Annotated in this window: 16 protein-coding genes; 9 read left to right on the top strand and 7 right to left on the bottom strand. The window is 47.1% G+C overall.

Annotated elements, in window-relative coordinates; genetic code table 11:
• The 6 genes from QUB68_RS28385 to QUB68_RS28360 all read right to left on the bottom strand — a co-directional run.
• A partial coding sequence (locus QUB68_RS28385) for a hypothetical protein (RefSeq protein WP_332998252.1) occupies positions 1-2489 on the bottom strand: 2489 nt, incomplete at its 3' end.
• Between the two features lie 54 nt (positions 2490-2543).
• A complete protein-coding gene (locus QUB68_RS28380; protein WP_332998251.1) occupies positions 2544-2879 on the bottom strand; it encodes a hypothetical protein in 336 nt (111 codons plus the stop codon).
• Between the two features lie 187 nt (positions 2880-3066).
• On the bottom strand, positions 3067-3285 hold the full coding sequence (locus tag QUB68_RS28375; protein WP_332998250.1) for a hypothetical protein: 219 nt from the start codon (positions 3283-3285) through the stop codon (positions 3067-3069).
• Positions 3286-3329: 44 nt separating this feature from the next.
• Entirely contained in the window at positions 3330-3815 is a 486-nt protein-coding gene (locus tag QUB68_RS28370; protein ID WP_332998249.1) for a hypothetical protein, read from the bottom strand.
• 63 nt (positions 3816-3878) lie between these two features.
• On the bottom strand, positions 3879-4379 hold the full coding sequence (locus tag QUB68_RS28365; RefSeq protein WP_332998248.1) for a hypothetical protein: 501 nt from the start codon (positions 4377-4379) through the stop codon (positions 3879-3881).
• A 6-nt stretch (positions 4380-4385) separates the two neighbouring features.
• Positions 4386-4796: a hypothetical protein gene (locus QUB68_RS28360; protein ID WP_332998247.1), complete on the bottom strand. Its 411-nt coding sequence runs from the start codon at positions 4794-4796 to the stop codon at positions 4386-4388.
• Positions 4797-5254: 458 nt separating this feature from the next.
• Between QUB68_RS28360 and QUB68_RS28355 the strand changes: the two genes are divergently transcribed.
• Together QUB68_RS28355 and QUB68_RS28350 are read left to right on the top strand one after the other, a co-directional pair.
• Positions 5255-5605, top strand: coding sequence for a hypothetical protein (locus QUB68_RS28355; protein ID WP_332998246.1), 351 nt, complete (start codon positions 5255-5257; stop codon positions 5603-5605).
• Between the two features lie 94 nt (positions 5606-5699).
• Positions 5700-5948, top strand: a complete 249-nt coding sequence (locus QUB68_RS28350; RefSeq protein WP_332998245.1) for a helix-turn-helix domain-containing protein — start codon at positions 5700-5702, stop codon at positions 5946-5948.
• Between the two features lie 65 nt (positions 5949-6013).
• Here the strand turns inward: QUB68_RS28350 and QUB68_RS28345 are convergent, their stop codons facing one another.
• Positions 6014-6646 (bottom strand): hypothetical protein, encoded by a 633-nt coding sequence (locus QUB68_RS28345; protein ID WP_332998244.1) that lies wholly within the window; start codon positions 6644-6646, stop codon positions 6014-6016.
• Positions 6647-6860: 214 nt separating this feature from the next.
• Between QUB68_RS28345 and QUB68_RS28340 the strand changes: the two genes are divergently transcribed.
• The 7 genes from QUB68_RS28340 (at position 6861) to QUB68_RS28310 (ending at position 11389) form a co-directional block, all read left to right on the top strand.
• The gene (locus QUB68_RS28340) at positions 6861-7073 is read left to right on the top strand and encodes a hypothetical protein (RefSeq protein ID WP_332998243.1); all 213 of its coding nucleotides are present in this window, start codon (positions 6861-6863) and stop codon (positions 7071-7073) included.
• A 63-nt stretch (positions 7074-7136) separates the two neighbouring features.
• On the top strand, positions 7137-7466 hold the full coding sequence (locus QUB68_RS28335) for a hypothetical protein (RefSeq protein ID WP_332998242.1): 330 nt from the start codon (positions 7137-7139) through the stop codon (positions 7464-7466).
• Positions 7467-7902: 436 nt separating this feature from the next.
• Entirely contained in the window at positions 7903-8487 is a 585-nt protein-coding gene (locus QUB68_RS28330; RefSeq protein WP_332998241.1) for a hypothetical protein, read from the top strand.
• A 2-nt stretch (positions 8488-8489) separates the two neighbouring features.
• Positions 8490-8660 (top strand): hypothetical protein, encoded by a 171-nt coding sequence (locus tag QUB68_RS28325; RefSeq protein ID WP_332998240.1) that lies wholly within the window; start codon positions 8490-8492, stop codon positions 8658-8660.
• A complete protein-coding gene (locus tag QUB68_RS28320; protein WP_332998239.1) occupies positions 8660-9304 on the top strand; it encodes a hypothetical protein in 645 nt (214 codons plus the stop codon). Before QUB68_RS28325 ends, QUB68_RS28320 begins: the two co-directional genes overlap by 1 nt.
• A gap of 8 nt (positions 9305-9312) precedes the next feature.
• Positions 9313-9774 (top strand): hypothetical protein, encoded by a 462-nt coding sequence (locus QUB68_RS28315; RefSeq protein ID WP_332998238.1) that lies wholly within the window; start codon positions 9313-9315, stop codon positions 9772-9774.
• A gap of 139 nt (positions 9775-9913) precedes the next feature.
• The gene (locus QUB68_RS28310; RefSeq protein ID WP_332998237.1) at positions 9914-11389 is read left to right on the top strand and encodes a hypothetical protein; all 1476 of its coding nucleotides are present in this window, start codon (positions 9914-9916) and stop codon (positions 11387-11389) included.
• Positions 11390-11425 lie beyond the last annotated feature (36 nt).

Genomic DNA, 11425 nt, shown 5'->3' with positions numbered 1-11425 from the left:
TCCAGGGGTTGAACCGGGGATGTGTTGTTTTCTACTAAGAAGTCGGTGTGCGCTGCGGTGTCCGCGTCCGAAGCTGTCGCAGCATTATTTTCTACTAAGAATTCCGAGGTTTCGGGAGCGTCCAGGGGTTGAACCGGGGATGTGTTGTTTTCTACTAAGAAGTCGGTGTGCGCTGCGGTGTCCGCGTCCGAAGCTGTGGTAGCTGTATTTGCTACTAAGAAGCCTGGGCTTTCCTCAGCGTCCGCGTCCGAAGCTGTGGTGGCGGTATTTTCTACTAAGAAGTTGGTGTGTGTTATAGTGACAGCAGGAAATTTTTCGACTATTTGAAGAGTGTTGCCACACTCACGAAGCACTCTTTTAACGTGTGGATGTAATCTAAGTTGGTATTTGGCTGAGCAAATGCCTTTTTTGCAATAAGACTTGGCATCGTACTCTGCAAAGATAAAATTTTGCCCGTCATACCATAATGTATTTTCTCCATCTTGTAAGCAGAGGCGATAGTTGTATTTTGGGATTTTTGAGGTTTCGGTGCTACCTTTTGCTAAAAACTTCGTGTCTTTATGCGAGTCCAGGGGAGAAGCTGTGGTGGCTGTGTTTTCTACTAAGAGGTCGGTGTGCGCTGCGGTGTCCGCGTCCGAAGCTGTGGATGTGTTGTTTTCTACCAAGAAGTCAGAGGTTTCGGGAGCATCCAGGGGCTGAACCGCGGAGGTGTTGTGTTCAGTCCAGTCGTCATATTTTACGATTTGCCCTTGGCTGTCGGGGTAGCCAATATCTCCCCAGTCGAAAGCATTGGCAGTCGCGTCTATTTCTTGTTGTAAACTTTCGTGCGTATCTACAGTGTCTACCTCTATGACTGATGTTTGCTGGCATTTTATAAACTGACTAATCACCTGCTCAGCCTCTTCTAATCGCTGTTTGAGGAGCGCAACCTCTGAGTCAGGTTCGCTGGCGATAAACTCGAAGTCGAGTACCCAAACGAGCTTATCTTGCCCTTCAAAAAACCTGTCTATGAACTCCTGAACTGTCGCGCACATTCCACCTTCTTTATCTAAATCACTTACCGGCATCTCCGAAAGCATTTGCTGATAAGGTTTTTCTGTGAGTCGAATTTTTCCGACTTTCTGGCCGCCACGGTGTTGACCTTTGTTTAGCGCAGGTATTTCGATTCCTTTTTCGTAGTACCGGATGAAGCTTCTCGCATAATCATCTTGCCAAGCGCGTCTGGTTTGAGTTTTTTCGCCATTCAACAGTTCATGCAAAGTTAGCGCGAATGAAATCCCTTTTGCTTTATCTGCCTTATCTGAAATTAGAGATTTTACCTTTTCCCTGCACTCGCTTGGCAGCGACATCTTCCAGATTTCGGCAATCAATGATTCGGCCAGATTTCCCTTTTCCTCTTCACTGCCACAGGTTATTAATCGCGTCGTGATTAGGATTGACAACTGTTCTTCGGGCAACAACTCAACAGCTAGGTTTAAAGCGTTATTCCGCACCCAGCGCCTCACCCAATCGGCGGGGCTTCCCTTGCCTTTTTCTGTTGGGTGTAATTTCAAATCTTGGTATACAGCCGCGATAGTTTGAGATTCGCTCTCATAACACCACTGTACGCCGAAGTCTGTCCAGACAAAGTTTTGTAACCATGACTCTTGCTCAGGTTCGTCAACTTCAAATTCCACTACTTCTAACTCTGCGTAGGGAAGTTTCAATAAGTTGCCGTTGACTTTGATGCCGACCATTTTGTCGTCATTTAGGCGGGTTTGAATTGTGCCGAGTATGCCGTCCAGGCCGGGTGAAAAGATTAGGACTTTATCGCCGATATTGGTGGAATCGAATGAAGCAGCCTTTTCCGGTTTTTCGGAGGCAGATAATATTCTGAGTGATGTCGCATCATAAGGGATTGGAGTTCTCCCGCCGGAGTGTAACTCTACATAGAGCTGCCCTTTCTTGTCTAGCTTTCTGATGAATCCACGGCTGCCGATGTTGACACCGCGAATTGTGGCGACTTCGACCCCTTTGGCGAAGCCCAGGGCTTCGAGGGATGACTTTAAATCTTCTGTTGAATGAGTCCCAGAGACTTTATTGATTGCGAATAACAGATGATTTTTGTTGGGCTTTTTCTGGTCGGCTGCGGACGCAAGTTCTTCGCTATATTTGATTGCCTCTATCTGTTGCTCGACAGGTAAGTCTTTGAGGAGTCTGAGGTTGGATGATACGGGGAGCCTCAAGTCCCGCCCGCCCTCTTCTATCAGTGTTTGAGCTATTTTCGACTCTTCAATTAACTGGTAAGCACGGCTCTGGCTTTTTCCGAATTCGTTGTCACAGTACGAACCGAAATTTTTGTAATCAAGAGCTTTCCAAGCTTTGCGATTTCTCGCAGTTTCTAGCATTAAACCTAGGCTGTCGAAGTTCTGTTGGATAGCAGAAGTTATTTCTTCTGCCTCTGTCCTCGACATGGTAATGCTTGACCTGACATCGACTGCAAAAACCATTTTCCCCTCCTTTTAAAAGTGAGTGCGGTTAAGTTCCGCACTCGTTTTTTTTTGCTACATTTCAATCTCGAAGTCATCTTGCAGAATGTCCCCAGCCAATGTGGCTAGTGCCGATGGGGAAAGGGCATTCAACAATTCCATTGCCGCTGCGACGGGTGCATCGAATTCGCCGTAGCGCGGCTTGACTTCTATCAATTGCGCGGGGGTTTGATCGATGCGGTGATAGGCGGTTAATCCTACAGCCATTTTTTCGCTCCAACTGAGTTTTTCTAATTTGAGAAAAAGTATGCCTAATGTGGTTCTATCCCGTACAAGGATTTGGACTAATTCGTCGTCCGCGTCGTAGGTGGTTTTGAATGTATCTAGACCTAGGGAGTTAGTTTGAGTCATTTGATTTGTCGGTTTGCTGGTTTCTTGATTCGCTCGATTAGCACTGATCTGCGGGTTCTAACTGTGGTCGTTTTTCTTGCCCACAGGACGCGCACTTCGTTGGATAGTGGCGCGAGTTCGATGACTGTACCTTTCCTGAAGGTGTCGCGCCTGTAGGCAACTGTGTCGCCGATCTCGAATTGAAAGTCTATGTCGGGAGTTCCCATAAATCTCCAAAATTTGTGATTTTTCCTGCTGCCTGCAATTCGCGTAGGCGGCATAAGGTTGTACCTGTGGAATAGAAACCGGGCATTTCGAGTGAGATTTTGTAGGCTGTTTTAGGGCCGTCTTTGAGGATTTCTAAGATGTCGTTTCTTCTGGTTTGGTTGATTTCTATGTGGTTGGCAATGGTGCGGCCTATATTCATAGTTTTCTTGGTGGGTTAGGGAAAGGTGATCGCAATTTATTAGATCAATATGGATGGAGCTCGCTATTCTTTAGGTTTTGAGAAATTTTGTGAACTATTTCAGATTCCTCGTCGAATGAGAGGTCGTACAAGCGCTTTATGGCCACAACCTCGACCTCTGTTAAGACCTCTTCCTCACTCCATCCACGAGAACGGGCCAGGAGTTGAATAGCCGTCTTTGCTTTTACCGATTCAAATGCTATTGTTGACTTCTCTTCGCGGGGGAGATTGTTTAAACTGACGATTAGATTTCCCAGCTCGTCTGCAATGTCGTAGTCGGGAATGATGAGAATAGATTCTAATTTGATTTCGCAACGCTCTGCGAGAGCATAAAGCATTTTTTGCAGTGCTGATAGTGCGCGGTAGTGCCCTGGATTACTCAAGATGAGGTTTGATACTACGAGGTCTATCTCGCCCATCTCTGCTTTTATGGCGTCGTCAAGTGGCGGCACTTGTGAACGTTTGAACGTGTAGATGTTTGGAGGTTCCATTGTTGTTAGTAGGTCGGTAGGTGGCAAGAGGCGATCGCACTTCGTGCAGCGCGATCGCAAAAACTACATTTCGTTATAGTTCTCGTCATAGTCCTCGTCATCATCGCTGTCCCAGTCCGGACTGGCATCATCCTCATCGTCATCGTCATCAGCAGAGGCGATCAAATATAGATCGGTCAACTCTTCTAAATCGGTTCTAGTTGTGTGGGCGAGACGCTTCTGTTCGTCGTAGTATTCGATCGCCAGAGTTTCGGGATTTACTCCATGCCGCTTCAGGAATTCTGTAAGTGCGTTGTAGCGCCTCTCTAACTCATTAAGCTTTTCTTGTTTGAATTCGATCCCGTTTTCGATCGCATGAAGCGCGGCTTTTTCCCGAATGACCTTGCCCCTCAAATCTCGCCAGCGATCGCCTAAATCTAATTCGTCAGCCACTCGTTCGCGAAGCAAATCCAGCGATTCCGAAGGATCTTCCCAGTCTTCTAGCTTGGCCTTTATCGAAACCGTTTTGTCTCCGTTAACGCGGCAGGTTTTTGTGTGTGAATATCCGATTTCTGTGATTTTCATGGGTTTCTAAAAGGCCTCCGAATCTTGTGAGAGGACTTCGATCGCAGTTTCCGAAGAACTTTCTAGTCGGAGCCTTTCATCAAACGTGAGGCGATTCGCCTGTGGATCTACCCCAAACTGCTTCAAGAAAAGCTTCAGGGATTCGTAATGCCTGGTCGCTTTGTCGATGTCCGTTTTCAATCGCTCAAGGGTATGCGCTGCTGTTTTGATTTCGGTTTCCATTTCGTCCAAGCTGCCAGCCAGTCGAACACTCCCATCCATTTCCGAAATCAGTTGATCGATTTCTTTTTTGAGTGCTGCGTAGCCTTCTGAAAGGGCCTCTACGTCACTCGATACTTCTAATTTTCCCTGCCTGTCATGACTTCCCCAACTGTTTTTTTTGTAGACCGGGATGCGGATTTGGATGTGGACTGTCATTGGTTTACCTCTAATTGTTGAATGAAGCGATTCGCACGTCCTACCGCGCGAATCGCACGCAAATAATAGGGAGAAAGTTAATGGTCATTGGTCATTGGTCATAGGCATCTCCTGTTTGGGGTTTGAATCTTTATCGGCCGCTGCCTCGATATGGGGCTGTGGTGAATTTTGCTGAGTACATATGCAGGTGAGGGGTGATAACCCTGTAGGTAAATACCCTTAGCCCCGAAATGTCGGGATTGAGGTATTAAAGAGGAAAGCTCTTGCAAATTGCCTAGCAGCGCCGAAGCCCACGGGTCTTACGCGGCTTTCTGTTTAGGTGTGATTGTTTTGAGCAACCTTTATATTTGATGTAGGCAGGTCGGGGGCCTAATCCTGACCTGCCTGCTTTTTATTGTATCTATCTTTTTGCAGAATGTTTGCTAAACGCTTGCATTTTGCAAACCCATTCGTATATTATGGCTGAAGAACTCAAAAGTCAAGCGACGGATTGCCCTTTGAAAGAAATTCGAGAGCAGCTAGGGCTTTCGCCAGAAGAACTAGCTGGCGTAATCACCTACAAGTCGGGCCAAAAGATTTCTGGCGCAACTTTTCGCAGACGCGAAGAGGAGGGCTCGAATGGCTGGAAAAAGCTGTCCCTGACAGGCCTTCAGTGGATAGTCTTGTGCGAACTCGCTGGAGTCTCTAGCGACAGATTGACCGAGTTTCTTGTTGACCCCGAAAAGTTTTTGGGCGAGGCGCGAAAGAAAACTGTAAACGACGCTCACGTCGCAAGTCGCGGGCTTGCTGGATTTTTGAACGCTAGATAGTTCAGCCTTCCTATTACCCCCGAACACATCAGTTGGTTATAGCGCCATGACAAGGAAAAGAAAAAGTCAACTATCTCAGTCTCATGAGGTTTATTTGCCACTTAAAGCAATACGTGAGCATCTTCAGTTAACCCAAGTTGAGTTCGCCGTCGCTTTGGGCGTTGATCCATCAACGATTAGTCGGTGTGAGCGTGGACTGAGCGAAATCGAGTTCACCCTCTTGCAGGTAAAGCGCTTGTGCAAGTTGACAGGGAAATCCTTGGATGAATTGCCCGATTATCTCGGCAAAAGACATCGCGAACTTGCCCTAGCCAATGGTTTTAGCGAGAACCTTGAAAACTAAATAAACCTCCCCAGCCACAAAAGCCGGGGAGGATAACACTCCAAATTCGATTAAACCCGGCTAAGTCAGTGCGGGCGGAAAGAATTCAGGAAGGTTTCGGCGTTCTGGGGGTAGTTAGTGGCTACCCCCATAAAGTACAGCCGATCGCCGACCAATATCTTTCGCATCACCATCCTTGGTAAATTTTTTGATTTGTGCTGTAAGTAAAATTCGACTCCAGGGTTCCCGTTCAACCCGAAGCTTCTGCGGCTGACAACGTTGAAGTCACCCTTGAAACTGTCCGCAGCCTCCTCTAGGATGACCCGCTTCCCTTGTTCCGAGAACAGCCGAATATTGGGTATGTCTTCTACGTATCCGAATCGGTAATACTCCCCGCCAGCCTCGATCAAGAAAGTTTTGCCAGTCGAAGATTCTCTCTTTTCTTCGACTGGCGCTGGCGGCACCATTACCGAAAAGTGTCCCCCTGGATCTGAAAAAAGGTTCCACCCTTGCGCTTGAGGAGCGACCGCTTGAAATTGGAGCGATGCAGCTCGTACCCTTATCGGCACAACGTACCGAGCTTGACTTCCGATCAGATGGTCTTCTAAACCCCTCGCCATCCGGTGAAGCTGATCGGGGCGGCCAATGAAGTAGCCAAGTCCGATCAGCCCTAGAGCCGTAAGCCCATTCTTCAATCTCTGTTTCGTTTTGAAGTCCATACAGTAACCCTCAAAACTCAACTGTACACCAACGGCTGTGTCGAGTGTTACCCGATTTTTCTAAGTACCTCCTCGATGCTAGCAACGAGATAAGTACAACTCCAGCCATTTTTTGCAATTTATTGCAATTTTTCGGCTCTGGGTCACGTTCAAAAGTTACCCCGCCCGCTGGTCGGAAATCAGCGGCACACAAACCACCAACTAACACATTGATATGTCTCCAGAACAAACGGCCAAGTTCATCCTCGCGTACCGCACTCTCGTCAACAAGGTCATTGACCTCGAATCAGAGGTTTCTAGTCTCAAGCAAGAGAGGCAGCAGGAGCAGGATCAGCAATTGGCTAGCTTAGCGGCGGAAATTGATGCGATCGCGATCGCTTTAGGGCTTCTCCCCACGGGTACTCCCGCGAGTACCCCAACGAGTTAGATACAAGTTCAGCCGAAAATTTCCAATAAATTGGAAATTTTCGGCACTGATTCAGGAGTGATTATGCGAGTAACCAAAATCGGCTACGGCTGTGTCAGCACAGTTGGCGATCGAACTCAAGAAATTTATGTAGAAGCTGAGTTAGAGGACTGGGAAGACTTCGATCCAAGCTTGGAGGTACTTCGCGACAAGGTTGCTTATGAACTAGAACTCGCCGACGTACTTGTCCAACTGCACGAGAGGGCTGATGATGCGATGAGCAACCTTTCCGCAATTCAACATCAGCTAACCAAGATTCAGAGCTACTGGTACCAGGTTCGCGATTTTCTGGTAGCTCGTGGCGTAGATGTTGAGGAATTAGGGGTACTGCCTGAAGATCCGTGTTCTTTCTGATTACCACTTATTAAAATGCCCCGCGCTGCGTTAACAGCCGGGGCGTGATCATCCTATTACTTTAGAGAGAGAAGAATGATATGACTACTATAACATTAAAGTCTTTTTTAACACCGCGTGAATTCCGTACCTTGACAGGTTGGTCAGTCTACAAGATGAGCCACGCCTCAGGGATTCCCCTCTACAGCCTCTACAACTATATGAAAGCCGAGGATGACCCCAAGTACAGGGAACCCAAGCCTTTCATCAATCGCTTGTTCGCAATCCTTTATCAGCTACATCAAGCACAACTGGTCACTGACTAAAACTTGGTCAGTGACCGCTAGACCCGCCCCTCAAAGGCGGGTTATTTTTTGTCTATGTGAATCGATTTAAATCGATTTAAATCGATTCGCGCATTGATTTGAATCGATTCGTATGGCCCGACAGGAAAAACATGGAAACAGAGACCGTTGAAATCATTGATGTCATTGACGTAGAGAGTTCGTCCTCTAGCTTGCGTCAGATTGAGTCGATTAAATCGATTCAATTGATTCAGCCGAAGTGGCTCAAACCTGCTGAAGTTCAACACCGATGCAGATTGGAAAAGACCGGACTCCAACAAGCGATCACTAAACTGACGGACAAGTACAATGTGCCATTGCAACTTCTCCGGCGCGGTGCAGCGCGCAACACCGAGTATTCGATGATCGCTGTGGATTTACTCAAGGCAATCAAGTCCGGCGATGATCTGGAAATTCGCAAGATATTAGCGAGTGCGACATCTGGCGAAACTAGCTCCGCCCTGGTCATCGCTGAAAAAAACGTTCAAATTGCTCAACAGAGAAGCTTGGTAGCAGGCGAACATTTCAAATCTGCAAAGGTCAACTTAGGCGGTGTAATGGCTGACTTGAGAGAACTTGGTCGTAGCCAGGGAAGGAAGGCGGTCAACGAATTCAAGGCGGGCTTCGCTGAGGAGGTTGACGCGGGCTTGAGAGATTTGGGCGTACAAACTGAAACTGTTTTTGAGGTAGAGGAATAAACATGGTCACGCCTAAATGGACGGTTAAGGTGTCGCGCAAGCATAATCCCGATCGAACTGTTGTTGCCTACGGCAAAACGGCCGAACAGGCAGAGCAAGATGCTAAAGATTCTCTCCGAGGTACTTATGGTATTTCGGATGCCAGCAAAATCGAAGTAGTGAGGAACGAGTAATGTTCAAGTCACGAGTAATTACTCAGAACCCAGCGTCTGGAATGCTTAATCAGAGTCTGGGTTCCAACGTGACCGAAATCTCATCTTGCAGTGACGAGCAAGTTCGAGCGCTTTCAATCAAAGCCAAGGAAGCTAAAGCTCAGTTAGTCCGTTCCAAAATCTACAAAGAGCAACAGATTAAAATCTGGGAAGTTCAAAAACAAATCGAACGCTTAGCGCTTGAACTTCTAGAAGCGGGCTACAAGACAGATGAAGACATTAACGACTGCATTGCCAAAGGTATAGAAGGCGGTGCTAAGTACAAAGCTGCGATCGAGCTTCGCAGACTTCAAACCCAGCTTAAAATCCGGGAAACTGAAGCTAAATTTAATGCCGATAGCGGACTGTCTAGCGCTAAAAATGCTGGGGCGATCGGACTGATCTCCGCTAAGTACGGGATAGATTTGCAATTCCTTCAGCAAGGCTATCAATTGCAACAATCTCAGCTTTTGCCGGCGGCTCGTGCTTTAGCTCAAAGCAAAAATGACGAGGTGATTGAGCGCCGGGAAAAAGAGCAATACTTACGGGCTGAGGATGTAGGAAATAAACGAAATTCACAACGTGGTGGCCTACTTCAAACAGTCACTAATTGGTTCAAAATTTAGAGGTTAACATGGACGGATTTTTAGAAGCTTACTCAAGCTACAATCCAGTTGAATTGATTCCACAACAGCAGTCAACTTTCCAGCAAGGGCAAAAGCGAATTGAGTTTTCTCGCTCTACTTATAAGTTTGCCCATTTTGGCTTGATTGCTTCTGGCTGCGCTTCGGCGGTATTGATATTCCGATTAATTCCAGCGCTATCTTTTGGTAGCTTTGCACTCAAGGTGATTGCATTCGCTGTTATTGGTCGGGACGCCATTTTTGGAGAAAGCGAAGTTGAAAGGCTTGGTTATCAAAAAGCATTGGCCGCAATGAGTTTAGGCTCAATCGCTGGTGAATGGGATGCAATCTGGGCAATTATTGGGGCGGTTGGCGACTTCTTAACCATCTATGGCGGTTCGATCATTGTTGGATTAGTAATGATTGCAATCCTTGCGTTTTGGCTAATTGGAGGCAGACAAAATGCGAATTAACATAGCTTTGTCATTAGCAATAGGTGTCGGCGGATTAATACTCGCTGGTGCGTCTCTCCCGGTTGATACGCAAATTACGCATCGAACGCAACTGGGTGATCGAACACAACCCTATTGGCTTGTACCAGAGCGGTCAAAGATGCTGAAAGTTCGAGGCGGGCTGGGAGTAGTTCGACTGTTCGGGGCGATCGCCAGCGCAACAGGTTTCGGCTTGGCGATGCATTTTGCCGGCGAAGATGAACGGGAACAGCAAAAATTCTGGTTCAGGCAGTCGGCTCTTGATACAGTGGCTCAAAAATTTGAGCAAACCTTCGCCGAGATTGACGCATCAACTGAGCTGAACAAAAAGCAGATGGAGGCACAGGCAGAGGTGGATTTATTTTCCCTGCGAGTCCGGCAGAATTTCAGGGATGCGATCGGCTACGTTCCACAAAATTGTGAACAACCAGCCTTGCCTCACGGGAAGCCCGGAACACTGGATGAGTTCACGAATCCCGGAGACAAGATAGATGACAACGAGCATAACAATGCGCTCAAATCCGGAAATTCTATTACTCAAGAGTTGTTGAAAAGCCAAATTGCCAGCGTCGCTCTTGCTGGATTCTTAAAATTGATTGGCACTCCCGGATCGGGAAAAACCACTCTAACAAGTGCATTAATTCGCTGCCGAATTGAAAGTGGGCATCAATTGATAATTATCAATTCCCACAAGCGCAAGTCTATGTACCAATACATCGAGCCTTTTCTCGTAGCCCAAACTTCTGTTTACGGTGTCGGCATTGGCGACAAAAAGAGAGCAAAAAGTCTTTTGGACGGGCTAACTAAAATCTTGGAAATTTTATCAAGTCGGTACGACGAATATCAAAATCAAGATGAAGATACCTTTGACCATTTTCCTGTCACCTTGCTTCTTGAAGAAATAGGCGACTGGGAGCCTCTTTTAGCTTTGACCCTGCCAGTGGCTGAGGTTGAAAGCATATTGCAAAATTTCTGGAGAAAGCTTTTTATAGCTGCCAGAAAGGGTCGGTTTTTCCCGTTGATCACTGCTCAAACAGATACCCAAGCAATGTTCAAAGCAAAGGGTTTGTCTGGATTGTTTAAAGAATCTGGTGCCGTGACCTTGAATTTGTCTGCTGTTCCAGACTCAGAATCAAAAGATGGGTGGAAACCTTCGGAGGTGGGCAGCCTTAAACTTCCAAATCGCTTGCCAGTTGAAGTTGTTATTCCTGATGTTAGATCATTGATTTTCGACCTAGATGATTTTGCGGATTGTTCGCAAAAATCGCAACAAGACCTTACAGATTGGCCGGTGGAGCCAGTGGTGGAAACCCCGCCAACCTCCACCACTCCTCCACCGACTCTCCACCTCGGTCTCCACCAACTGGAAGCCTTGATGCACCAGGACTCCACCAGTCTTCAGCCTATTCCCGAAAATTGGCAATTTCCCGATCCAATGCAGCCTTTAACTCCTGAAGTTCGAGCGGTGGTGGTCAATTGCAAGCGTAGTGGGCTAACTCAGAATGCTGCTGTTTTGGCGATATGGGGGCTTGCTAAATCTGGTAGCGATAAACGATACGAAGCTGCTCGAAATCACTACCAATCTGTAATTGTTTAGTTGTTGCAGGCAGGCGAGTGGAATAAAAAGAAGTTC

The organism is Microcoleus sp. A006_D1 (genome assembly GCF_036702805.1).
GTDB lineage: Bacteria > Cyanobacteriota > Cyanobacteriia > Cyanobacteriales > Microcoleaceae > Microcoleus.
This window is presented reverse-complemented; position numbering and strand designations above follow the sequence as displayed.

Excerpts from the sequence above, each read along its gene's own strand:
- QUB68_RS28315 (WP_332998238.1), top strand. The coding sequence starts at position 9,313 with ATGGACGGATTTTTAGAAGCTTACTCAAGCTACAATCCAGTTGAATTG.
- QUB68_RS28360 (WP_332998247.1), bottom strand. The coding sequence starts at position 4,796 with ATGACAGTCCACATCCAAATCCGCATCCCGGTCTACAAAAAAAACAGT.
- QUB68_RS28345 (WP_332998244.1), bottom strand. The coding sequence starts at position 6,646 with ATGGACTTCAAAACGAAACAGAGATTGAAGAATGGGCTTACGGCTCTA.
- QUB68_RS28365 (WP_332998248.1), bottom strand. The coding sequence starts at position 4,379 with ATGAAAATCACAGAAATCGGATATTCACACACAAAAACCTGCCGCGTT.
- QUB68_RS28355 (WP_332998246.1), top strand. The coding sequence starts at position 5,255 with ATGGCTGAAGAACTCAAAAGTCAAGCGACGGATTGCCCTTTGAAAGAA.
- QUB68_RS28325 (WP_332998240.1), top strand. The coding sequence starts at position 8,490 with ATGGTCACGCCTAAATGGACGGTTAAGGTGTCGCGCAAGCATAATCCC.
- QUB68_RS28330 (WP_332998241.1), top strand. The coding sequence starts at position 7,903 with ATGGAAACAGAGACCGTTGAAATCATTGATGTCATTGACGTAGAGAGT.
- QUB68_RS28335 (WP_332998242.1), top strand. The coding sequence starts at position 7,137 with ATGCGAGTAACCAAAATCGGCTACGGCTGTGTCAGCACAGTTGGCGAT.
- QUB68_RS28310 (WP_332998237.1), top strand. The coding sequence starts at position 9,914 with ATGCTGAAAGTTCGAGGCGGGCTGGGAGTAGTTCGACTGTTCGGGGCG.
- QUB68_RS28320 (WP_332998239.1), top strand. The coding sequence starts at position 8,660 with ATGTTCAAGTCACGAGTAATTACTCAGAACCCAGCGTCTGGAATGCTT.
- QUB68_RS28370 (WP_332998249.1), bottom strand. The coding sequence starts at position 3,815 with ATGGAACCTCCAAACATCTACACGTTCAAACGTTCACAAGTGCCGCCA.
- QUB68_RS28380 (WP_332998251.1), bottom strand. The coding sequence starts at position 2,879 with ATGACTCAAACTAACTCCCTAGGTCTAGATACATTCAAAACCACCTAC.
- QUB68_RS28340 (WP_332998243.1), top strand. The coding sequence starts at position 6,861 with ATGTCTCCAGAACAAACGGCCAAGTTCATCCTCGCGTACCGCACTCTC.
- QUB68_RS28375 (WP_332998250.1), bottom strand. The coding sequence starts at position 3,285 with ATGAATATAGGCCGCACCATTGCCAACCACATAGAAATCAACCAAACC.